At 43.3% G+C, this 24,083-nt stretch carries 23 protein-coding genes and 1 pseudogene; 5 read left to right on the top strand and 19 right to left on the bottom strand.

Annotated elements, in window-relative coordinates; all coding sequences use genetic code 11:
• The first annotated feature begins 207 nt into the window (after window positions 1-207).
• The 4 genes from ACO05V_RS09730 to ACO05V_RS09715 all read left to right on the top strand — a co-directional run bounded on the left by ACO05V_RS09730 (window position 208) and on the right by ACO05V_RS09715 (window position 4,645).
• Window positions 208-468: a YdcH family protein gene (locus tag ACO05V_RS09730; RefSeq protein WP_421850296.1), complete on the top strand. Its 261-nt coding sequence runs from the start codon at window positions 208-210 to the stop codon at window positions 466-468.
• Window positions 469-661: 193 nt separating this feature from the next.
• Entirely contained in the window at window positions 662-2,812 is a 2,151-nt protein-coding gene (locus ACO05V_RS09725) for a TonB-dependent siderophore receptor (RefSeq protein WP_421850293.1), read from the top strand.
• A 194-nt stretch (window positions 2,813-3,006) separates the two neighbouring features.
• Window positions 3,007-4,377, top strand: coding sequence for a tRNA 5-hydroxyuridine modification protein YegQ (yegQ, locus tag ACO05V_RS09720; protein ID WP_421850290.1), 1,371 nt, complete (start codon window positions 3,007-3,009; stop codon window positions 4,375-4,377).
• 10 nt (window positions 4,378-4,387) lie between these two features.
• Window positions 4,388-4,645, top strand: coding sequence for a YfhL family 4Fe-4S dicluster ferredoxin (locus ACO05V_RS09715; RefSeq protein ID WP_421850286.1), 258 nt, complete (start codon window positions 4,388-4,390; stop codon window positions 4,643-4,645).
• Between the two features lie 24 nt (window positions 4,646-4,669).
• Here the strand turns inward: ACO05V_RS09715 and trxC are convergent, their stop codons facing one another.
• From trxC to ACO05V_RS09645, 14 genes and pseudogenes are all read right to left on the bottom strand, one after another.
• A complete protein-coding gene (gene trxC, locus ACO05V_RS09710; RefSeq protein ID WP_421850283.1) occupies window positions 4,670-5,116 on the bottom strand; it encodes a thioredoxin TrxC in 447 nt (148 codons plus the stop codon).
• A 151-nt stretch (window positions 5,117-5,267) separates the two neighbouring features.
• Window positions 5,268-5,957, bottom strand: coding sequence for a hypothetical protein (locus ACO05V_RS09705; protein WP_421850280.1), 690 nt, complete (start codon window positions 5,955-5,957; stop codon window positions 5,268-5,270).
• Window positions 5,958-6,238: 281 nt separating this feature from the next.
• A complete protein-coding gene (locus ACO05V_RS09700; RefSeq protein ID WP_421850277.1) occupies window positions 6,239-6,580 on the bottom strand; it encodes an AzlD domain-containing protein in 342 nt (113 codons plus the stop codon).
• A 2-nt stretch (window positions 6,581-6,582) separates the two neighbouring features.
• Window positions 6,583-7,305, bottom strand: coding sequence for an AzlC family ABC transporter permease (locus ACO05V_RS09695; RefSeq protein WP_421850274.1), 723 nt, complete (start codon window positions 7,303-7,305; stop codon window positions 6,583-6,585).
• 2 nt (window positions 7,306-7,307) lie between these two features.
• On the bottom strand, window positions 7,308-7,862 hold the full coding sequence (locus tag ACO05V_RS09690) for a helix-turn-helix domain-containing protein (RefSeq protein WP_421850271.1): 555 nt from the start codon (window positions 7,860-7,862) through the stop codon (window positions 7,308-7,310).
• A 188-nt stretch (window positions 7,863-8,050) separates the two neighbouring features.
• On the bottom strand, window positions 8,051-8,524 hold the full coding sequence (locus ACO05V_RS09685) for a GrpB family protein (RefSeq protein WP_421850269.1): 474 nt from the start codon (window positions 8,522-8,524) through the stop codon (window positions 8,051-8,053).
• A 29-nt stretch (window positions 8,525-8,553) separates the two neighbouring features.
• Entirely contained in the window at window positions 8,554-9,057 is a 504-nt protein-coding gene (locus ACO05V_RS09680) for a GNAT family N-acetyltransferase (protein ID WP_421850266.1), read from the bottom strand.
• Window positions 9,058-9,357: 300 nt separating this feature from the next.
• Window positions 9,358-10,341 (bottom strand): annotated as a pseudogene (locus ACO05V_RS09675) (DUF4238 domain-containing protein).
• 746 nt (window positions 10,342-11,087) lie between these two features.
• Window positions 11,088-11,597, bottom strand: a complete 510-nt coding sequence (locus ACO05V_RS09670; RefSeq protein ID WP_421850263.1) for a GNAT family N-acetyltransferase — start codon at window positions 11,595-11,597, stop codon at window positions 11,088-11,090.
• Window positions 11,598-12,235: 638 nt separating this feature from the next.
• Complete coding sequence (locus ACO05V_RS09665; protein WP_421850260.1) at window positions 12,236-13,900, bottom strand: amino acid ABC transporter ATP-binding/permease protein; 1,665 nt, start codon at window positions 13,898-13,900, stop codon at window positions 12,236-12,238.
• Window positions 13,872-15,647 (bottom strand): thiol reductant ABC exporter subunit CydD, encoded by a 1,776-nt coding sequence (gene cydD, locus ACO05V_RS09660; RefSeq protein ID WP_421850257.1) that lies wholly within the window; start codon window positions 15,645-15,647, stop codon window positions 13,872-13,874. Before cydD ends, ACO05V_RS09665 begins: the two co-directional genes overlap by 29 nt.
• 5 nt (window positions 15,648-15,652) lie before the next feature.
• Window positions 15,653-15,763 carry a cytochrome bd-I oxidase subunit CydX gene (gene cydX / locus ACO05V_RS09655; protein WP_421850254.1) on the bottom strand — a complete coding sequence of 37 codons (111 nt, stop codon included), beginning with the start codon at window positions 15,761-15,763 and terminating at the stop codon, window positions 15,653-15,655.
• A gap of 61 nt (window positions 15,764-15,824) precedes the next feature.
• Window positions 15,825-16,961: a cytochrome d ubiquinol oxidase subunit II gene (gene cydB, locus ACO05V_RS09650; RefSeq protein WP_421850251.1), complete on the bottom strand. Its 1,137-nt coding sequence runs from the start codon at window positions 16,959-16,961 to the stop codon at window positions 15,825-15,827.
• 1 nt (window position 16,962) lies between these two features.
• On the bottom strand, window positions 16,963-18,540 hold the full coding sequence (locus tag ACO05V_RS09645; RefSeq protein WP_421850248.1) for a cytochrome ubiquinol oxidase subunit I: 1,578 nt from the start codon (window positions 18,538-18,540) through the stop codon (window positions 16,963-16,965).
• A gap of 362 nt (window positions 18,541-18,902) precedes the next feature.
• Between ACO05V_RS09645 and ACO05V_RS09640 the strand changes: the two genes are divergently transcribed.
• On the top strand, window positions 18,903-19,826 hold the full coding sequence (locus tag ACO05V_RS09640; protein WP_421850245.1) for an alpha/beta fold hydrolase: 924 nt from the start codon (window positions 18,903-18,905) through the stop codon (window positions 19,824-19,826).
• 117 nt (window positions 19,827-19,943) lie between these two features.
• On the opposite strand, the gene ACO05V_RS09635 is transcribed toward ACO05V_RS09640, so the two are convergent.
• Genes ACO05V_RS09635 through ACO05V_RS09615 form a run of 5 tightly spaced genes read right to left on the bottom strand, consistent with a single transcriptional unit; the run spans window position 19,944 to window position 23,987 of the window.
• The gene (locus ACO05V_RS09635; protein ID WP_421850242.1) at window positions 19,944-21,737 is read right to left on the bottom strand and encodes a lysophospholipid acyltransferase family protein; all 1,794 of its coding nucleotides are present in this window, start codon (window positions 21,735-21,737) and stop codon (window positions 19,944-19,946) included.
• 2 nt (window positions 21,738-21,739) lie between these two features.
• A complete protein-coding gene (locus ACO05V_RS09630; protein WP_421850239.1) occupies window positions 21,740-22,204 on the bottom strand; it encodes a hypothetical protein in 465 nt (154 codons plus the stop codon).
• A 25-nt stretch (window positions 22,205-22,229) separates the two neighbouring features.
• Window positions 22,230-22,670 (bottom strand): YHS domain-containing (seleno)protein, encoded by a 441-nt coding sequence (locus tag ACO05V_RS09625; RefSeq protein ID WP_421850236.1) that lies wholly within the window; start codon window positions 22,668-22,670, stop codon window positions 22,230-22,232.
• 19 nt (window positions 22,671-22,689) lie between these two features.
• Window positions 22,690-23,430, bottom strand: a complete 741-nt coding sequence (locus tag ACO05V_RS09620) for an NRDE family protein (protein ID WP_421850233.1) — start codon at window positions 23,428-23,430, stop codon at window positions 22,690-22,692.
• 2 nt (window positions 23,431-23,432) lie between these two features.
• The gene (locus tag ACO05V_RS09615) at window positions 23,433-23,987 is read right to left on the bottom strand and encodes a hypothetical protein (RefSeq protein WP_421850231.1); all 555 of its coding nucleotides are present in this window, start codon (window positions 23,985-23,987) and stop codon (window positions 23,433-23,435) included.
• Window positions 23,988-24,083: the final 96 nt, after the last annotated feature.

Here is a 24,083-nt window from a genome sequence, read left to right as displayed (position 1 = left end):
GAAACAGTGCAACATCATCTAGACTTATAACGCTCCATTGAAAAATGAAATAAACAAGCCATAACTGTATTACAGCGTTTGAAATCCCTATGTAGCAAAGTAATTGGTTGATGTTTTAAAGACTCACTAAAACATGACCAGCATCAAGAGCAGACCAACCCAACTCGGTTAGTCTTAAATGAAAGCTAGTAAATATAGGAGGCAAGCATGCCGATTGAAGACCATAATTTAGTAAACGAATTTCCTGAGTATAAAGACGACATCCACCAGCTAAAAATGGATGATGCACATTTTAAAAAACTCTATGACGAATATAATCACTTAACAAAAGAAGTGGAAAAGATAGAGCAGGAAATCACCCCAGCTCCCACAATGGAAGAAGAAAAGCTAAAAAAACAACGCCTACAATTAAAAGACACGATTCAAGGCTATATTAAAGCGTCAAAATTGGCTGCCGAAAAAGCCTAACCCGACCATAAACAGGGCCGCCTAACAAAGCGGCCCTGTTTATTTCGCACGATTTCTCGTCCTTCTCCGCCATTCAGTTTCTTTTAAAAACGACAAAACCGCTTTTTGAATCTTTTGAATACAAGCCCAAAATTGAAAACGACTATCATAAACATTACCATACGCAACTTAATTATTTGCCTTTGGTTTTCCTATGACGTTAAGAACCTCCTTAATTATGATGCAAGCATGTGGTGTGCTTGTTTTTTCTACTGCAATCTTTGCCGAAACTCAAGCCGATAGCTCAGCGCAAGACTCGTTTCTCAATGAAGAAAAAAACACGATACAGGATGGATCCAACGTAGAACTCGACACATTACAAGTTAAAGGTCGCGCACTGTCTTATTACAAAGAAGATGAAGCCGCTCTTGCCACTCGTACTTCGACACCAATAGACGAAACGCCGCAGTCTGTTCAAGTGGTGACTGAAGCTTTGATTGAAGACCAAGCCGCGAGGCAAATCACCGATCTATACCGATCCATTTCCGGTATGTCGCAAAATAACGTTTCAACGGTGACGCTAAGAGGTTTTAGCCAAGACGAAGTGCTTTATGATGGCCTGAAAGGTGATCCATTCGGTGATTTCTCCATTCCTCAGCTATTTACTATCGAGCAAATACAAGTCCTTAAAGGCCCATCTGGTGCCCTGTACGGCGCAGGTGAACCGGGCGGTGTCATTAACTATGTGACCAAAAAACCAACCTACGAACAGAAGAACACTCTCAAAGTCAGCGCAGGTAATAAAGATTTCTTAAGCGGCAGCGTTGAATCATCTGGCCCTGCCAATGAAGACGAGTCACAACGTTATCGTGTCGGCGTTTACTCAGACGACCAAGATTCCTATCGAAACAATGTGGAAGAAGAAAACCGGATTATTGACCTTGGTTACGCTTGGGACATCAATACCAATAATACGCTGACTGTTCAGTACACTGACATTCATCAATATATTTCCGGCGCACGCTTACGCGGCATTCCAACCGATGATGATGGCAACTTCTTGGCTGACACGTCTTGGAATAATAACGAAAAATCCGATTACCAAGAGCTGGACGCACAAGTCTTTCAAGCACGTTTAGACCACAGCATAAACTCATGGCTAGACAGCAATGTCTCTGTACGCTATTTCGAAAACACAGAAACAATGAAATATCATGAATCCAAAGGCATTTCTGACAAAGACAGCGACAAAATAAAGCGCGAACTTCGTGATCAAGTCCGCTCCCGAGAAGGCATCACCTTAGTTGGCAACCTGATTGCAGAATTAGGTGATCACACCCTGTTAGTTGGTAGTGATTATTTTCATCAGAAAAACGATTTTTTATATGATAAAAGCACCAAAGGTGTTGCTGAACTTAGCCTAAGCAACCCAGTTTATGGGCAAGACGATACCAGTGCCTACGATATGGTTCCCCAAACCAACGAAAGTACCACGACAGATCAAATTGGCTTATACATTCAAGATCAATGGAAAATCACCAACCAGTTAGACTTACTTGCTGGCGCACGAATTGATCGAATGGAAGAAAAATACGATGGCTTCAAAGTAAAAACGGGCACCACAAAAGCAAAGTACAGCGACACTGGCTATTCCGGCCGAGTCGGTGCGACCTATCGAATCAATGACAACTGGAAACCTTATGCGTCTTACTCGACAGGTTTTGTACCTCAAGGCGCAGCAGACCAACAAAAATCCGCAGATGGCAGTTTGTTTGACCCAGAAGAAAGCCAACAATTTGAAGCGGGAGTGCGCAGCTATTGGTTTAACAATCGCTTAAATATTAATCTGGCAACTTACCACATCGTTCGAGAAAACATTCTGCAAACAGACCTTAACGATGAAAACCTACTGGTTGCCGTCGGTAAAGTTCGCAGTCAGGGTGTAGAACTGGATGCCTTGGTAGACATTACACCGCGTTGGGTTGCCAACGTAAGCTACGCTTATAACGATACTCGCGTAAAAGAATCTACCAAAGGCATTCAATACGCCAGCGGTGATCGTTTTGCCAATACGCCTTATCATCAACTGGGCGCTTGGACTCGTTACGACTTCCCAAGTATCACCTCTTCTATTGCCTTTGGTGCTGATTACGTTAGCGACCAAATCAACCGTCAAGGTCAAACCGTTAAACCTTACACGGTTTACGACATGTCTTGGCAGACACAATGGCAGGATTGGAAATTCCAGTTGAATATCAAAAACTTGCTCGATAAGGAATACGCGGTGAGCGGCTTTACCAAAAATATAGGCTCATTCGTCGGTGAACGTCGTCGAGTTTACCTCTCAGCCACGTACGACTTCTAACTGAGTAAAGAGTAATAACAGAGTCAGATTCCTTTAGCTGATTAAAGGGATCTGACACCTTACCTTTCTCTGTCATTGATGAAATTTGACCTAGATCAAACAGACCTTATTTAAGCCACCAATCCCGCTCTAAGAGCTTGAGTTCAATCAGCACGCAGGTAAACTCCGCGCGTTTTGATCGATCGGTGCGCCTTATGTCTCAAGAAAAAAGCTTTAAACCAGAATTATTGTCTCCAGCTGGTTCGTTAAAAAACCTTCGTTATGCCTTCGCCTACGGCGCAGATACCGTTTACGCAGGACAACCACGCTACTCACTAAGAGTACGCAATAACGAATTTGATTTGGAAAAGCTTGGCATTGGCATTAATGAAGCGCACGAGCTGGGCAAAAAGCTCTACGTGGTAAGCAATATTGCGCCTCACAATGCAAAATTAAAAACCTACTTGCAAGACTTAGCACCAGTTATTAATCTAAAGCCAGACGCGCTCATAATGTCTGATCCAGGCCTTATCATGATGGTTCGCGAAGCCTTTCCCGATCAACCGATTCACCTATCAGTACAAGCCAATGCGGTCAATTGGGCAACCGTTAAATTCTGGCAACAACAAGGCATTTCCCGTGTTATTTTATCGCGCGAATTATCGCTAGATGAAATCGAAGAAATTCGCTTGAAAGTACCCGACATGGAATTGGAAGTCTTCGTTCATGGCGCGTTATGCATGGCCTACTCTGGTCGTTGCTTGCTGTCTGGCTACATGAACAAACGCGATCCAAACCAAGGCGCTTGCACTAATGCGTGTTGCTGGGAATACAACGCCCACCAAGCAACACAAGACGACGTGGGTCAGATCATCGCCAGCAGCGCTGCACAAACCTCTACAGTGCAAATGCAAGAACCAACGGACCAGCTCTTTTTGCTGCAAGAACGCGGCCGTCCAGACGAATACATGCCAGCGTTTGAAGACGAACACGGCACTTACATCATGAACTCGAAAGACTTACGCGCCATTGAACATGTCGAACGCTTGGTAAAAATGGGCGTGCATTCATTAAAAATCGAAGGCCGTACTAAGTCATTTTACTACTGCGCCAGAACCGCACAAATATACCGCCAAGCCATTAACGACGCTGTCGCTGGCAAAAGCTTCGATAAAGGCTTAATGAGCAGCTTAGAAAACCTTGCCAACAGAGGTTACACCGATGGCTTCTTACAACGCCACCGTCATGTGGATTTGCAGAACTATGAGACAGGCAACTCCATTAGCGAGCAGCAACAGTTTGTCGGTGAAGTCATCGCCACCAACGACGATTCACTCACCATAGAAGTAAAGAACCGCTTCAGTGTTGGCGACTCCTTAGAATTGATGACACCGAAAGGCAATGTCACCTTTCAATTAAGCGAACTGAACGACAAACAAGGTCGCCCTATCGACGTCGCGAAAGGCAGCGGCCATGTGGTTTCTATTCCTTGCCCTCAAGGTATCGACGCGTCAATGGGCATCCTATTGAGGAATCTAGCGGAAGGACAAACCACTCGCCAACCTCACACCAGCGCAACAGCTTAAAGGCAACGCAATGGCATTATTAATCAACGATCGCTGCATAAACTGCGACATGTGTGAACCAGAGTGTCCTAACGACGCCATCACCATGGGTGCGAAGATTTATGTCATTGATCCAGATAAATGCACAGAGTGCGTTGGTCACTACGACCAACCCACCTGCGTCGCCGTTTGCCCGATTGACTGTGTTAAACCCGATCCAGACAGACGCGAAACCGAAGAAGCGTTGTACGAGAAGTTTGTAGAAATGTACTTTGATACCAGCGTTTAATACCTAACCAATATCAAACATATATTAGATAGTAGGCAAGTTCTGAGCTAACCACTGTTTAAATTGTGCTTTCGGTAGCGCACCAGAAAGACGAGCCACTTCTTTGCCATGATGGAAGATCATCAAAGTAGGAATGGAACGAATATTATAGCCACCAGCCGTCGTTTGATTCTGCTCAGTATCTAATTTCAAGAAACAAGCTTGTGTCGACATCTCGCTGGCTACCTGTTCAAAAATAGGCGCGAATTGCTGACACGGCCCACACCATGACGCCCAAAAATCGACAACCACAGGCAAATCATTGTCTGTGATATAACGTCTAAAATTTTGATCACTGCCTTTAACAGGACTGGTAGAAAGAACAGGGTTCTTACACTTGCCACAAAGAGGCTTATTGCCCAGCTTGTCTTTCGGTACACGGTTTTTTGTACCGCAACTTTGACAAACTATTTGTATCGGTGAATTGGTCATTTTGAGCCTCGTGATTAAGTGCTTTCATTCATAAACAGAACAGGATTAAATCGAAATACTGCATGTTTGCCAACCTCGAAAACGAAAAAAGCGAATCATTTGATCCGCTTTTTGTTGCCTTAGTATGCCTGATTCAACTCACACCACTAAGCTATTCTTCTACATCCGCATGAGATTCGGCTTCAAAGCTTTCCACCTGCTCGAAGTTCTCCATCCAGAAATAGGAACTTACCAAGCTAAACTGGCGTGTTGTGCCTTCGTCTGCAACTTGCTTAAGCTGCCAAACAAGACCCGGCGCTTCTGGGAAGTGCGTGCCTTTAATTTGATCTTCGTATAAACGATTGATTAACGCATCATCGCCCTGCCCATTCGCCAACAAACGTACAATAGAAGAATGTAGCGATTCATCAAAAATCGCCATATCTTCAGCATGGCCAGCAACAACCGTAATGGCCAACTCAACACCAGTCGGCTTCGCGAAGGTGCCATTAAAAGCTTCGCGCAACAAGGCATAAGCACTAAAGAAACGCTCATGAAACAAGCAATCTGGGTACTCTTCCCAAGAACGGTCATCCAACATATCGTGGCTGATTTGATCTATTTTGCCTGTTGCTAACTCAGGGAATAAATGCGTTAACACCGCCTTCGCCGCATCAGCAGGCTCAAGGTCGTTTAGCGACATCATGCACATCTCGCGCAGTTCTGCCGCATCCATTTTCTCGACATCATCGTCGAAATCCATAAGGCTCATTAAGGCACGATAATCCTCATTGGACCACGCGTTTTGAATCTTGCTAATCTTCTGAAAGGAATCGATTTGAACGGTAAACTTAGCTTGCATCGAGCACTCCTATTTGAACGCTAACATTGCAGGAAATAACACTGGTAGGCTTTGTAAATAACCAATATTGATCTTAATAAAGAAACAGACCGAGTAACCAATGTACAGGGAGTAGAAGCAAGATGCTATGCATTGGCGGAAATGTTTTGGAATCGCTTCACATAACAACGCCAGCCACGTTCAATGCAGATAAGTGCTTTGTGGCAAATGATAAAGGCTTTCTATTTTTCATCTGCCACACATTGAATACTCTATTCCTTATCAGCGAAATCTATCTTGGTTCATACTGGCAAAAGTAACGTCATAATTCCAAATGCCACCACACCACATAAAATGGGCAAGCCCATGGATCGAGTACGAGTCCAAACACCAAAGGTAACCAGTATCCCCACCCCAGTCGTTAACCAAGACAAGATGTCAGGGTGATGAGGCACTAAAGAAGTGCCAAACATCGCAGCGATCATGGTTGGGCCTAGTATCGTTAACCAAGTCGGCATGGCGCCAATACCGTCTTCGGCTTGTTTTCTAGCCAAGCTTCGCTTCATCCAAATGTACGGTAAAAGGCGAAGTAAATACGTGCCAATGGCAATGCTGACAAGCGCCAGCCACATAGACGTATCCATACTTATTGTCCTCCCAAAATACGTTGATTTTTTAGTGCGTAGAACAACACCGCACCGCTCATCGCTGCTAATGGAATAGCGACATTCGGGTAACCTAACATTTTCAAAATGACAGCGGTAACAGCCGACAAAGCAATGGTCAGTGACCATAGCCGATTATTGCAACGTGGAATGATTAAAACGAGAAACAGAGCTGGCAGTGCAAAAGGTAAAATATCGTTGATTAATGGCCAACGTTGCGTCAGTTCTCCACCCGCAATGGCACCCAGTGCGGTACCAGCAATCCAGCTCAACCAGGCCAACACCGCCGCGCCTGTGTACCAACCTAGCCGCGCCTGATCTGGCAACTGAGGCAAACGGGCATGAGCCAGCGCAAAGATCTGATCCGTCAAACCATGCATTAATGGCAGCCACTTTTTATCATGGTTTAAATAGGGTGAGAGATTTGGCCCATAAACAATATGACGAGCATTGATTAGCAACGTCATGATAACCACAAGCCATAACGGCGCGCCAGAAGCGGCCATGGCAACAAAAAGAAACTGTGATGCACCAGCATAAATAAAGGTAGAGATAAGAATGGTCTCTAACACACTAAAGCCAGACTGAACGGAAATCAGACCAAAAGAAATGGCCACCGGAATGTAACCACCCAGTAACGGAATTGCGTCTTTTACGCCCTGCTTCCAAGGTGTTCCTGCAAGAGTTTGAGTTGTTGTATTCATGATTATACCTCCTGTTTGGCATCGTCCTGTTTGGCGCTGTCCTGTTTTGCGTAGGTAATGACCACCATCAAGGTAGCCCATGAATCGTCAGTTTGATAACTGTGCGGAACATCGGCCGCAAAAGTATGGGCTTTGCCAATTTCCAAATGGTGCAGATCATTATTTTCACCCGCCAACAACTTTCCGCTTATTAAGGTTATGGCTTCTGTCGTGCCAGCAATATGCGGCTCTGATTGCTTAACAGTGTTCGGCGCACAAGACATCCAATACACATCGACGCGAGGATTCCCCTCGCCTTGATCGATCAACCTTACCTGTACACCGTTTTCTCCCAGAGGTGATTCCACACTGGCGACAAGATCCCCAAACGGAACATCCAGCTGAACAGCCAAACGCCAAATCGTTTCTATAGTCGGATTGCCTTCACCTTGCTCAATACGAGACAAGTTCGACTTCGCCAGCCCAGCATCCAGCGCAAGCTGAGACAAAGACAGCCCCTTTGCCATACGCAACTTTTGTATATTTCGACCCAACGAGCCGAGAATGGGTTTATTCATAGTGCATCTCAAATTGTTCTTTATATAGAACGTTCTATATAAAGAACGGTGGAATGTCAATGAAATTGTAGAAAATGGAGAGGGACTAGAGGGAGGAAACTTAGGAATAAAACACGTGTAATTAAAGTCGAAATCAGGATCAAAGCTAAGCACCAAGCCATTCTACAGAAACAAGTTTGAATAAATTATTACGACAGAGCCAACACTTGCACTACAAAAATCGACTTCTTTTTACGGTACTCTTCTTGAGGCCAACCAGTACAAGATATTTTGAGTTCATTGTATTGCTGTACTAACGAAGCACTTGCACGCAATTTATCTCGAAACGCCAAAAAGTCCTCGAATTCAGAGCCATTAGCTACAATTTGAAGGGCGACATCATCATTTGATGTTGACTCAAGCATACACAACTCAGGTGATCTTAATGTGTCGATTTTCTCTTGGAAACCTAGAGTGATAAGTAATTTAATTGCATTCTCAACCTCGCCAGCGTCTACACCGACGAATATATCTACATCCCCTTTAGAGACAGCAGTCGGAATAGAAGATGCACCAACATGTTCAATTCTTGCGGCAGGAAGTAACTGTTGTACTTCAAGCTGATACCTAAAAAAAAGCACCTCACAAGACGCTTGATATTGTTCAGCACGGTAAAATTTCATAATTCCTCAAGTCATATTAGCGAACGCTATTAAGAACTCATTACCAGATATCTATGAACCACTTTATCACCCAAAGCCAGCTCAGAACTTAACTCACCGCCATTCGCAATAATCGTATTGGCCGATGCGGAGTTATCTTTATAGCAGTGAATATGAACAACACTTACGTCCATAGCATTAAGTTTTTCTATCGACAGCTTCATTAACAACTTACCCAAACCTTTGCCTCGATAAGACGGACGAATGCCTAGTCCAATATGACCACCACACTCTTCAATAGCGCTATTAAGGTAATGACGTAAATTTGTCACACCAAGCAATTGATCGCCTTCCACCAGCCACAAGGTTGTACTTAGCACAAAACCGTCAGGTAGATTTATACCCAAGGAAAAATCAGACAACTTAGCTAAAAGTACATTAAAATCTTGATGGTCAAAACCCATAGGAAAAGGATAACGGACTTCATCACCCAACTCTTCGATGTACTTGTTATAGCTTTGGATATATTTTGAGGACGGTAATACTAAATCCATTTTGTCTCTGGTTTGATGTGGAATATTGGGATTCTTAGGGGGGGTGGGACAGATGAAAAACTCTATTTCCAAAACTGTCACCATTTCTTATGGCTAACAATATTGAGTTATGCCATTGCAAAGGTTTAAGACAATGTGCCGTAAAATATGTGCTGCTTGCTGCTTTCCGTATTCGCAATATTCTGTGTATTTTTCAGATCCACTCATTATTGACGCTTCTTAAGAAGCGAGTTTAGGCTCGCTAAAATAGTTGTGAAGGAGGTCAGCAAGCGTTCTAACAAGCCTTTCTTCAATAATTTTTTAAAATATTTTACTACCATCAACTACTTTAGGTTGAGTGATTATTTCTGGATTAGTTTTTAACATATCAATGGCTAGAGAAAAATCATTATAAGCCGAATATATAAACCTAGTTGAGCTTATGACTTGTTTTGAGTTAGTAAAATCTATATTAATAGGTAAAATTTTGTTGGTAGTTTTATTTTCAAAGTACTCAACCATTAACTCAGCCTCTGATATATCTGGTTGTTTTTCACAACTTAAAATTTTCAGAGCTTTATGTTTACTAACCGCTCGCTTAACTTCCTCTGCTAATTCAGAGCAGAGAAAACTAAGGCAGTATCTAGGTGATATTGGAAAATATATTTCTATACCATATAACCCTATACCTAAATTACCTCTATGCTCTTTAGGAAAGTGATTATGTTTAACTATTGGGTGATCAGAAATGTAAAAACTACAGTTACTTGGAGCTTTCAATAAAGTTAGTTCTTTACCAATAAAATGACCTACAAGATCACTTGGTAATGAGTTCAGTATGTCAATCGATGAACTCTTGACTTCTTCTTTTGACATTTCTGAAAACTTTTCAACTCCTGAACTATGATCTAACTCCCATTCGTGAATTTTTTCTGACAATATCTCATTAAAGCCTGCAATAATTTCACGAGTATGATTGGTTCTAAGGTTTTGTACTGCAGTAAAAAAACACAAAACTTTATGCTCTGAATCGTCTAAATTTTTAATCGTTCCTTCTGATATTATTTTACTTATTACTGGAGCTACATCACTTTCAAGCTTCGATAGCTTTATTTCAGTATTATTTTCGTAACCTAGGATTACATCTTCGTAGAAGTTGTTTTCATGCGCAATATTATTAATATTTGTGGAAAAGGATTAATTTAATTTTTTATCAAAAACAAAAATTTTATTTTTTTTACCCTGAGACCAGTTTTTTAACAAAAATTGAGGTACATAATGTTGTTTCTTAGGTACATTACTCACAAGACTACCCTTAATACTAAAGAATTTAATAGTACGTATTCGCGTTTATAAAACTTAGCGAGTTTTTCAACCCCTTTATATAATCTAGAAAATGATTTTCATAACCCACCACAAAAAGCTAAAAAATAAGAACAGAACATACACATTATTTTATTTTTTCATAGCCTGTTACTCCTAAACTGTGAACTCTTGTACATTGATACTAAAAGATTTTCTTACTTCCTACCAGCATAAACACGCATCTCTTTAAATATATCAGACAAAGCAAGCAATGTTTTGACGGGAGCAGAATTAAGCCGTAAAGCTGTAGTTACTTGTCGGGCCAAAGCCGCGACGCACAATTAAAGCTTCGCTTTCAACGGCATTTTTTTAAATTTAGAGCCGCTGCGCTCATGATGCCCTACGCTTTGGTTTTACACGAATAGCTACGATGAAGTCAGTTCGACGCAATCCTGATTGTGCGACTTTATGGAGTTTCAGGGTCAGTTAAAAATACCCTTTCTAGCATCAACAAAGCCAATCCATGCCTTAGGATAAAAATCGTCTTGCCAAACATAACCTTAAGTAAAATAAATGAGACGTTTGGGCGAAAGCCCGATAAAGAGACCTTTTGGTTACTTTTATGGATCTGGATAAAAGTTACCCGCTCAGCAGAGCGGAAAAAAGGTCGGGAATACAAAGCGTTTGAATGGAAGTTAGTCAGTCATTTCGACGCGTCAAAGATGTGCGCCAACTGCCTGTGATTGTTATGCCGTAGGTGCTTCTAAGCTATAGTTGTCCAGCCCTTCGCAATTATAGAGGTCTACGTTTTTCTCAGGTGTCATGCCAAGTTTCTTTAGAACAGCTTTAGAACTCACGTTATCAACCATTGAAACGCCATAAAGCTTTTCGTGTTGAGTGTTAGCGAAAAACCAAATTGCCAACGCTCTTGCTGCTTCAGTGACAAAGCCTTTCCCTTCAAACTCCTTGGTGATACCGAACCGAATATCTACATAATTTGGGTTTGGAGCGTATTCAGCACCGACAAAACCGAGTTTGATGCGAGGGTTATCTTTCAAACAAATAATAAAAGTACCGAACCCATTATTTTCCCAATGGGCAATGCGCTTATCTAAATACGCTTTCTGTTGGATTTGTGAATATGGCGCTTCATTTGGAAGGTACTTAGTTTGTTTAGGGCTCGATAGTATTTCAGAAATGACATCCCGATCATTTTGGTTTGGTTTAAGCAGAATCAATCGTTCAGTTTCTATCATTGTCCCTTTCCAATACATGGCATTTTAATAATACGAATGCGCGATTATTTCTAGGCGATGAGTCATTCTCAATGAATACTAAAAGACTTCCTTACTCCCTACCAGCACCAACGTGAAAGACTTTGATTATTTTTAAATGACACAGACAATCCCAAAAATAAATCGTATATCAAAAATTCCGCGTCGGGCTAAAGCCGCGACTTATCCTAAACAAAGTAGCGCCCAGAAGAGCAACAACCCCATCTTCCGTCTTCCCCTTGAAAAAAGGGGAAGAGACTTGGTGTATTGGCAATTTCACTTTCTGCATTGTGCTCCAAATATAGTCAGTTCGACGCGACGAAGTTGCGCGACTTTATGGAGTTTCAGAGTCATTGTTTGAAGGTTTATCTCTTACTAAAAGAACAATCCATGCCTTACGATAAAAATCGTCTTGCTAAACGCTAACTTAAACAAAGTGAATGATACGTTTGGGCGATAGCCCGATAAGGAGACTTTTTGGTTACTTTTGTGGATCTGGACAAAAGTTACCCGCTCAGCAGAGCGGAAAAAAGGTCGGGAATACAAAGCGTTTGAATAGAACCCAAAGAAGAGAACAACCCCACCCTAACCCTTGGAAGACATAAGGGGAGGGAAAAGAGCTATAGCTCGATGACTCTCGCTTTTTCGGAAAGCGGGCTATTAATATGACTCACAAACACCAACATTTCAGGACGATAAATGCGTTGTAGCGAGGTACAAATGTATTTGATGCTGTCACTGTCTAGGCCGTCGAAGGGTTCGTCCAATAGAAGCACTGGAGCATTACGCAGTAATAAACGAGCGAGCACTAAGCGTTTGCGTTGTCCGCCGGATATATCTCGGCCTTGGGAGCCTAACAGAGTATTCAAACCATTGGGTAACTGACGTGCCCAGTCGCCTAAGGCGACGGCATCTAAGGCTTCCCACAAAGATTCATCGGAGGCGTTGTCATCACCCAATCGTAAGTTAGCGGCTAAGGTTTGCTGAAACACGTAAGGGTTTTGTGGCAGGTAGCTGAACTGTGCTTGGTAGTCTTGGTTATCGTACAAATCCACTAGCAAGTCATTCACTAAGGCATCGCCATGTGACAAGCAATCCCCAGCCAATGACGCTAATAAAGTAGATTTACCACAACCGCTATTACCGCGTAACCAGACAACGTCGTTGGTTTCTACCTTCATAGAAATAGGCGCATTACCCAAGCCGGAAGACGCGTGGTAACCACGCCAGTTAGTCAGTTCGATTCTTTTAATGGCTTTTAAGGCTGGGGCCGATACGACCTTATCTTGATCTGTTTGCGTATTGAGTTGATTCAAGCGACGCAACCCAACTTGAGATTGACCTTGTGCAACAAAAGATTGCACCAAAGGTAAAACCAATTCATTAACTGCTAAAGTAGCCAACACCAAGGCCACTAGCCAAGCGCCATCGACGTTTGGCTGCAAAGCAAGCGCGCCTGTTTCTGGGTTGTATTGCATCAAGAGCGCAAAGAAGCTAGCCAATAAAATAATGGTGACGCTATAAGATGCCAAACGCCCGACACTAATAGCTTGTTGAATGCGCAGTTCTGCACGTTTTTGACGGGCATCGAGTTCGTTAAGACGCTCTGCGTATTCTTGCCAATGGCCACGAATGGTTAAGGTGATTAAGGCAGAAAACAAGCTCACAAAACGACTACGACGATGTGTGCCTAAGATTTGCCCGACATGAACTGAATGGCTCGCGTAGCGACCACAGAAGAATGGCACGATAAATAAATGCGCAACGGCGGTGATACCTATCGGCCACAATAATGTATTTGATACAAAATAGGCTAACACCATCACGCTCAAATACGCCAACACGGCATACATCCAAGGCATCATGACGACCAAAGGCCAGCGAATAATTTGATCCAGATCGCTCACCAAACGCTGCAATAAATCGCCTCGGCTTTGCTGGTGCAAGTTGGCAGAATCTTTCGCCACTCGCGTATCCCAAACCCAAAGACGCAATGTTTTTAACAAACCTAATAAATGGTCATGAGCAAACACTTGTTCGCCATAACGACCGGCAGTTCGCAAAATGGCCATCAATCGCACTAAGGCGCCGGGGGTAAAATAGTTAAAGCCTTGCGCAGCGCCAATTGCACCCGCTAAACCAGCGGCCGATAGGAACCAGCCAGAAATCCCCAACAAGGCAACACCTGCCAAACTGGCGATAACACCTAAAAATAATGGGAAGACAAATCCCCAAGGGTTCGCCAATAAAAGGCGTTTAAGCGATAGCTTGGATACGTTGCTCATGCAATCCTCCTTGGGTTAGAGTCCAATGTCTGTCAGCCCACGCAATAGGATGCGTATCGTGACTAACAACCAGCAGTGTTTTGCCTTTTGATGCCGTGTTTAGCGTGTCTAATACGGCGTTTGCCGTGTCTTCATCGAGCCCAGAACAAGGTTCATCCAACAACCATACATCCGCTTTTGACAACAAGGCACGCGCAATAGACAAACGCTGCATCTGTCCACCAGACAAGCCCGCCCCTAATTCAGTTAATTTAGTTTCTAGGCCATTGGGCAAGGCGTTAACGAACTCGGCACATTGGCTTTTTGCCAACGCCATATTTAGATCGTCTTCTGTTGGCGCATCAATGCCTAATACTAGATTTTGACGAATGCTGCCGTTTACCCATTCTGGAGTTTGTGGTAACCAAGCCAGACGTGAACGCCACTCGGCAAGATCTACTTGAGCAAACTCTTTTTCTTCAACAAAACACTCGCCTTGGTAACCTTCTTCAAAGCCTAATAAAAGATGCAATAAACTGGATTTACCCACACCGGATTCACCGCTAAGCCAAATACGTTCACCTTTGCGAATGTGATTGCTAATCGGCGCTAGACGAGAACGCCCTGCTTCTTGCCAACTTAATTTGCAGAAGGTTAATAGCGATAAAGGATGTGTTTTTACCACAGACAAATGAGAAGGTTTGGCGGCGGCTTGAGCGTCTTCTTTCGCTTGTGCTGAAGTTTTAGGCAAAGAGGTATTTAAAATTTCTAACAAGGCAGTCGCAGCTGCTTCGGCTTTTTGTTTGGCGTGATAATCGTTGCCTAACTGACGCAATGGCAAATAAAATTCAGGGGCCAATAACAGAATAAAGAAAGCGGTCGTTAAGGAAAACGGTGCCACGCCCTTCGACCAAGGTAAAAGCTCTATTAAGCCAAGCCCTAAATACAAGGCGATCATAGCAATAGAAATAGAGGCAAACAGTTCTAGGGTGGCCGTCGATAAGAAAGCCAAACGCAACACACCCATGGTGGTTTTTTGATAAGCACTGGCGGTTTGTGACAAACGGTCTTTTGCTTGTCCGGTACGACCAAGACGTTTTAATTCAGCAAGGCCTTGGTTTAGATCCATAAACTGATTAGACAACATCGCCAACACACTAAACTGTCGGCGATTCGCTTGGGCCGCTTTGTGCCCAACTAGTATCATAAAGAAAATAACCAGTGGCGCTGTCACCATAAAGATGGCAAAGGCGATCCAAGACACTGGCAACATGGTGAATAAAATCACACAAGGAATAAGTGACACCATAAACAACTGGGGTTTATAGCGACTAAAATAATCGTCTAACGCGTCGACTTGTTCGTAAACGCGTGTAGACAAGGCCGCATCTTCTTCGATTCTTAAGCGCGCTGGCCCAAGTTTGGTCAAATGCGACACAATTTTTTCTCGCAGTGAGTACCGAATACTTCGGCTGGCACTGGCGCTTAACCGCTCGCGCCCAAAACTGGACACGGCGCGGATAAGCAAGCCAGATAAAGCAAGTATGATTAGCGAAACAGAGAAAGCCCCTTCGATCACCATGTCAGAAAAGACATTGGCAAGCGACCACGCTTGTACAACCAAAGCAACCGTAAACACCACACCTAATAATTGAACAAGGCGATAGCGTTTTGATTGGCACCCTGCCCAGTCATTCAAAAACACCATTTCAGGGGTTTTCACTCTTTCTTGACGACGCGGTTTACGTGCTTTCTCTTGTTTAGACATAAGGCTTACTTTTGCTCCTCTTCGCCTTCATAACCATGAAACTCTAACCATATTGCATTAACAATTCCGAAGGCGCTGGCTAAGAAAACACCTAAAACCCAAGCAAAATACCACATAACTTTATCTCCTTTGTGAGGCGCTTAGCGCCTCACCATGATGAATTGATTAACAAACAGTTTAGTAAAGAGAGTGTTTGTTCTTCTCAATGTGTTCCTTGCTTAATCGACCAAACATCACTAAATGGCTCCACAAGGTGTAACACAAGACAATCGGTACAAAGATACATGCCACGATAAACATGATTTGTAGCGTATGTTGACTTGAAGTTGAATCCCACATAGTCAAGCTCATGCTAGGGAAAGAAGAAGATGGCATTAGGAATGGGAACATAGACCCACCCGCTGTGACGATAATACCAACAATACCCAAACAAGATCCTAAGAACGCCAAACCACCTTTTTGAATTCGACTAGCGAATGCAGCAAGCAACAATCCTACAATCCCAATCACGGGTGCCAACATTAGCAAAGGCACTTTACTGTAGTTTGCCAACCAAGCACCGGGTTGCATTTCTACTGATTTCATCAAAGGGGTAGTGACTTGATTACCATCGACAGCACTTATCATGACATAACCTGGAATGCCATAAGCCAACCAAACACCAGCAAGGATAAACAACACAGCACCAAGAACCGATGTCACGGTTGTCGCAGTGCTGACTCGGCGTAGTAAGTCGCCTTCGGTTTTCATTTGAAGCCAAGCACCACCTTGAGTCACGATCATCATCAAGCTAACCAAGCCGCAAAGAATAGCAAAAGGGTTCAACAAGCCAAAGAATGAGCCAGTATAAGTCACACGCATGTATTCATCGAATTGGAATGGTACGCCTTGAAGCAGGTTACCGAATGCCACACCGAAAATGATTGGTGGTACAGTTGAACCAAAGCCGATACCGAAATCCCAGTTTCTTCTCCAACGTGGTGTTTCTATTTTAGAACGATAGTCGAAGCCAATTGGGCGGAACCACAATGCAGCCAAGACAAGAATCATCGCCAGATAGAATCCAGAGAAAGACGTCGCGTACACTACAGGCCAAGCGGCAAATAACGCACCACCTGCGGTAATGAACCAAACTTGGTTACCATCCCAGTGAGGCGCGATGGAGTTGATCATCACACGACGTTCACTATCGTCACGGGTGATCACATTCAACAGACTGCCCACACCCATGTCGTAACCGTCGGCGATAGAGAAACCGATTAGCAATACGCCAATCAATACCCACCAAATGATTTTTAATAGTTCGTAATCCATCTTACACCTCTTGCGATTTAAGCTGATCGGTTTCTTTTTCTAGCGAGTAACGACCGGTATGCAAGCTAGAAGGACCTTGTTTAGAGAAGCGAATCATCAAGTACATTTCAGCAATAATGAAGGCTGTATAAAGTGCGATGATGGCTACAATAGAAATCCACAATTCCGCTTCAGACAAACCAGATGCCGCTAGGTTAACTGGCAAGATTTCACCAATCGCCCAGGGTTGACGACCATACTCTGCAACAAACCAGCCTGTTTCACAGGCGATCCAAGGCAATGGCAAACAGCACATGACAATTTTCAGGAAAGTACGATTCTGACCAATTTTACGACGTGCATTCTGGTAGAAGGCGGTAGCAAAGACGATCAACATAATGAAGCCACAGGCCACCATGATGCGGAATGAGAAGAATAACGGAGCGACTTGCGGAATACTGAATTCAACCGCTTGATCAATCTGCTGAGATGTCACTTTATTCATGTCTTCAGCAAAACCTTTCACCAAAAGACCGTAACCTAGATCGCCTTTTACTTTTTCAAAGTTTTCTTTGACCATAGGATCCGTTGTACCAGCACGTAATTCTTCTAGTAACTGATTGGCGTAGATACCGTTGATAATACGTTGACGGTTGTGCTCTTTCAGTTCTTTGATGCCTTCAACTTCTTTGTCGAGGGAACGCGTCGCGATCAAGCCCATTAGAGCAGGGATTTTTATCGCAAACTCGGTCTCCTGAAGCTCTTGGTTCGGGAAGCCAATTAATGTGAAGTCTGCTGGAGCCGCTTGAGTTTTCCATTCAGCTTCTACTGCAGCCAATTTCACTTTTTGCACTTCACCTAGTTCATAACCAGATTCATCACCCAATACGATAACGCTCAATACAGAGGCAAGACCGAAGGCTGAAGCAATTGCAAATGAACGGCGTGCAAAAGGCAAATCACGACCTTTAAGAAGGTAGTAGCTTGAAATAGCCAGTACGAACATTGCACCGGTACAATAACCCGCAGAAACGGTATGAACGAATTTCACTTGAGCAACTGGGTTGAAAACCAAGGCGCCAAAGTCAACCAATTCCATTCTCATGGTTTCGTAGTTGAATTCAGAACCGACTGGGTTTTGCATCCAACCGTTAGCCACCAAAATCCAAAGTGCAGACAAGTTAGAGGCAATCGCAACCGCCCAGGTCACTGCTAAGTGCTTCTCTTTGCTTAGTCGATCCCAACCGAAGAAGAAAATACCAACTAAGGTGGATTCTAAGAAGAAAGCCATTAGGGCTTCAATTGCTAGCGGCGCACCAAAGATATCGCCTACATAATGAGAGTAATAAGACCAGTTAGTCCCGAATTGGAACTCCATGGTAAGACCTGTTGTCACCCCAAGGGCAAAGTTGATACCAAACAACTTACCCCAAAATTTCACCATGTCTTTATAAACTTGCTTGCCCGTGATGACGTAAACCGACTCCATGATAGCAAGTATTACAGACATCCCTAATGTTAAAGGAACAAACAAAAAGTGGTACAAGGCAGTTAGAGCAAACTGGAACCGTGATAAATCCACTACCGCTTCGTTAATCATAATGACTTCAACCCATTCACTTGATTGAGAAAAAGGCGTTTGTAGACACTTTACTTTCCATAGTGCTCTTATTATCTAACGCCCACCGTAGCCTCAAACTATTCAAGGCTTACTATAAGGCCAGATTATGAGTGTTGTTGCGATTGGAAACATTGCGTTAGATCAAGATAAAGAGAGTGAAAAAAATAAGTAGTAAAAAAGATTAGCTTAATGAGCAAATAAATTGGTTCTAAAGGAATAACATAAAATGATAAGCACTCATTCGGATATAAATCGTATAATTACTGTCAAACCAAACACCTTATTAATGATCAGAAGATCCTAATTCCCTAAGCCTCTTCCTTATCCTAGAGCCTAAATCTATGAAATTAATGTCAAATGTGATTTATCCCGGCCTTAAGGTCTGCTTTATCGGTTCGTTAGCCACCTTGCTAACAGCTTGCTTTATGCCGAAAGAAATCAAAGAAAACGAAGCCATTGCCCTACAAGTAGAAAATACGCCTGGCTTAATTGAGCATCATGTCTTGTACATGAAAGGCCCTAATGGAGAATTTAAACTGCATTATGTCAGTAGCGACACCAGCACAAAGCCTCGTGATACCGTGGTGTTCGTACACGGAACGCCAGGGGATTGGTCATCTTTTGCACGTTACTTTTTAGAAGATACTTTCAAAAAAGACTTTCGCGTCATTTCTATTGATCGTCCCGGTTGGGGCAAATCAACCTTCGCGGGACCTTTTCCGACAAAACTGCAAACTCAATCGGACATGCTTGGCCCTGTTCTCAAAAATATTTGGGAACGAAACGGTAAACAAAAAATCATTTTAGCCGGCCATTCATTAGGCGCTTCTCTTGTGCCGCTTTTAGCTGCGAACTATACAGATTATGTGCGTGGTGTGGTGATTTTAGCTGGGGATATTAAACCGTCTCTAGCAGAAGCACGCTGGTACAACACAATATTAGACTGGACACCAAGTTTTCTCATCCCAGACATGTGGAACCATTCCAATTTAGAAGTACTTGACCTGACTAAGAGCCTGGAAGAAGCGCAACCTAAATTCGCCAGTTTGACCATGCCAATTACCATTGTGCAAGGCACCGATGACACCTTGGTGAATCCAAAGAGTATCGACTATGCGAAGACGCTATTCACCAAAAGTGATTTGAAAGTGGTATGGATTCAAGGCGCGAGTCACATTATTGACTTGCAACATCCCAACGAAGTCATTGAAGCCGTTCGCGACATCAATACTCGCAGTTCACAAGATAAAAACTCGACCCAATAACATTGGGTCGAGTTTATTAAAGAAAGTAAGCCAATAAAAAAGAGGCAATGAAATCCTTCTCCATTGCCTCTTTTTTTATACCCACACAGACAACGTTGGGCGTCGTACTAAAGCCGATTAATGTACATCAGACAAATACGCTTGCGCTTCTTCTCGCCCCATGTATTTGCCTAAAATTGACACAGGCACGTCTTTCAAATTCACCACAATCAAACCATCTAATGAATTATGAAACCCTGGATCGACATTAAAGCACACCAACTTGCCGTTCATTTTTAGGTACTGACGAATCAACACAGGCAGACCTTTTCCTTGCTCCATTCGAGATAAAACTTTTGAAAGCAAAGTCACACTCGCCAGCGACGACAACAAATTAGGCTGCCAGAATACTGAGCCACTGTTTCGTAGTGGCGTCGAAGGCATAACCAAGCTGGCTTTTTCTTTATCGTAATAATGGATCGACAAGGTCGCGGCAATTAACTGACGAGCGGTATGAGTGTAATCATTACTGATGCTCACAGGGCCAAACAAATGCGTGTATTTTGGATTGCGATAAGCAAAAGTGGCAATGCCTTTCCAAAGCAACAATAGAGAGTTCAAGTTTTTTTGATACTTAGCGGCGACAACAGATCGACCCATTTCAATGCTGTTATCTAAGCTATCAATAAACGTTTGGTCATAGTTAAACAAACTGCGTGAATACAAGCCTTCTAAACCATGCGCTTCGATGAGCTTGTCCACCATTCCCATTCGATAAGCACCAACAACTTCTTTATTAACGTTATGCCAAACGAACAATTGATGGTAATAACCATCGTATTCATCAATGTCGCAGGCTAAACCACTTCCTTCCCCCACGGCACGGAAGTTTTCTTCACGAATACGACCGATTTCTTGGATTAACTGAGGAATAGATTCTGTCGGCGCACAGTAAACACTGAAATCACCTTGTTTCAGCAACAGCATTTCGTCCGCTAAGCCCGCGATTTCTTCCTCCAGCACGATAGGATCAAGTGGCGCGATAATCGGTAAATCCTGACCGCCTTGCTGACTGCTAAATTCCTGAGCATTCTGAGGGCTCATCAAATAGGTATTTAGCCGTAAATAACTGACAAGATCTTGATTGCTCTCGAACTGACTCACTTCCGAGAAAGGTATGGCACTGCCAATCGAAATTTCAATGATAGAAGCTTTTTTGTTTAGCAGCTCTCGACCCAACATCGCAGTGCGCAACAAAGGATGAATGCGACCGGCGCTGTAAAACAACTCGCTGTTTTTGCCATTGATAAAAATAGGCACCGTTGTTGCTTCGCTGCGCTTTAAGAAATTAGCAACGGATTGGCTCCATTCGATGTCTGCCAACGTGCGTTGCTTTTTGTTCTGCCCTGTTCCTTTAGCGATTTTTGGGTAGGTAGAAACTTCTCCCGCAGGAAAAACAATCAGTACACCGCCCTCAGCTAAATGTCGATGAGCATCACGAATGGCTTTAGCATTGGTTCGTTGGGCAGACTTGCCACCAAACACATCAACACCAATAAACAAATCACTGATTTCAGGTAAACGTTTAAGTAACTCATTGGCCAGAACTTTTACATCCGTTCGAACTTGTCCTACTAAATCCGCCAACACCACACCTTCAATCGCCCCAAGTGGATGGTTAGCAACGATAACCACCGGGCCTTCTTGAGGAATATTATCAAGGCCGCCTTTAGCGATGGAATAATCAATGTTCAATGTGTCTAAGGTGTAACGCATGAACTCAAAGCTGGTTTGACTACCCGGCCGCTTTTGATACATGCGATCCAGCTTTGCAAGCCCTGTCGCCCATTCAACGACGGATTCCCCGATACCAAACGGCGTGACTCTTGGCAAACGAAAAGGACTTGCTACACGAGAAGAACTGGCCAACATAATTATGCTCCGTGATTAACGATATTACGGGCGATTTTATTCAATGTACCTTGCGGGTTTTGAAAGTCACGAATCGCTAAAAATGCCCCGCTCAACCAGACAAAACAAGCCATAGTAAACAACAAACCACCATCGTTTCCGATAACTTCACCCGCTTCGCTAAACTCTGGCATAACCACACCAAGCGGCGTAAATAGATGGAAGAAAATCGCCCCGGTCATAATGCCCATTGCCATTAAAGCACCAAGACCATGAAAACGAGTAAACAGTAAAATAGAAGCAATCAATTCAGCAACGCCGATGATATAGCCGCCATAATTACCAAAGAATCCCAAACCGGACCAAGCCCCCAATACGCCAAAGATATAGTCCGTTTCGTAGGAACCGGTGAATTTAAAAAACAACGACTGCACAAAAACGAAAGCGATAAACACAGTTGGAACATATTTTATTAAGGATTGTTTCATTTTTTCTTAACCTTACTTATTAATATTATTTGCTAATGAGTTTTGGCCAATTAGCATCGGCTTGTTTGATATGCAAAGCCGGATCTTGATCCCACTTGTGTTTAATATCGTCGTCATAGTTGAGATAAAGCTTGCCATCAACCACCGCCCATTCTTTAGGATCGGCAGAGGCAAAATCATTTTTGGCAGACACCGCCCAAGCACAATATCCACCGTACTGAGGCGCGTATTTCTCTGGCTCTGCTTTAAACATATCCAAATGCTCTTGGGATACGAAATACCAATCTGCGCCTTTGTATTTCGCTGTAAATTTGGCATTGCCTTCGACTGGCTTGTGGTCCGTAAAGTACGCCACTGTATCGTACCCACTCAATGCCTTACTACTAAAATAACCTGTATAAATTTCATCTTGCGCAAACGCCAGACTGCTCATAAAAAAGGCTACAAATATCATTAAACGCTTCATAACAACTCCTAAACTGCTATTAAAAGGGAACACCAACAAGGGAAACCGGTTTTACTAAAAGATACGTCCTTGCTGCCAGAGACTCTGGCGTTAAATGAGAGCAAGGCGATCCCGGCACATAGCTCATTTTCATATTGTCTTTTGAGACTTGAATACGCGTAAAACTTACCGTTTCAGCATCCTCTCTGTGCATACAAACAGAAAGGTGCGACTGCTCTGGATGATGCTGAGCATGGAACACCAACAAGCCTTCCGCTGTTTTTGTCGTTTCCTCTTCATACACTGACCGCCGATAATGAGAGACTTTATCTAACGCCACAGCAGAGGAGAAATGCGGTGAGACCGCGTCACTAATCTGCACATTTTTGCCATCCCATTTAAACTCTCGAACCTTGGCATTTCCCAACTCAAACGCCAATAAGGTAAAAGGCGCGAACTGCTCAAGAGTAAGCAGAGCGAAATGGCGTTCAACTTGTGAGGTACTCACTTCGCTAGACAAACGCTTAAGCAATTGACCACGACTAATCAGCTCGCCTTGAGGAGCAATGCCCTGATAATTGTTGAGCAAACACAAAGACAGACCGTACTCATTCAAGCTAATCCAACTGCCTTTACCGACAGGGTCCACTGGCATCAAGACGTCTACGCCTTGCTGGGTAAAAGTTTGGGGGGGCAAAGCTGGAGCGCGAGTTTTCTGCTCATCACGATTAAAAAACACCTGATAGCCAGCCTCGTCTATCCACCAAGACACTGAACACATAACTATTGGCCTCGTAAAAAAGTAGCCGTGGCTGGGGCAATGCCAAAATCATCGGCAATGGCTTTACCCAAAAGGCTAGCGCCGACTTTCACCATGGCAAAGTGATGATTAGCGTGCAGTGCCGCAAAGGTAATTTCTCGTTCTAATGTGGACGACATCAAACAAGCTTGCTTCTGAGACACAGACACTTCAGTCATAATGTTGACCATTCTCTTAAGATCTTTCTCTGACAAACTTGTTAACCAATTTGTTAAGTCAGCAATTTCCGCCAAAGCCACTTCACGAGAGGTTTCCACCTTATGACCACGACGACGTTGGTTATAATCAATCACAATGCCGGCATGAGAAACGGCCTGAAATACATCGAGCCAATGACGAAAATGTTCACCAATAGTGCTGCTCACATGAGGTTTGAGCGAAGCTTGGTAATCCGTATCGTCTAACATTTCCAAGCAACTCGATGCTTGGGCAAACACCTCAAGACAGCCTTGTATTGTCGGCGCGTAAGCAAAGAGTTGCGCCGCTTCGACCTCTCGTTTTTTTAACACTGAATACATAATTAATTACCTTCTAAAGAAAACCTTTCACCATCACCTTGTGACTAGGCATCTCTTTTCTGTCTTGATAAACCTATATTTTTTCGCAAATACCAA

Origin of the sequence: Marinomonas sp. (assembly GCF_965225885.1) — a bacterium.
Classification (GTDB): Bacteria; Pseudomonadota; Gammaproteobacteria; order Pseudomonadales; family Marinomonadaceae; genus Marinomonas.
This window is presented reverse-complemented; position numbering and strand designations above follow the sequence as displayed.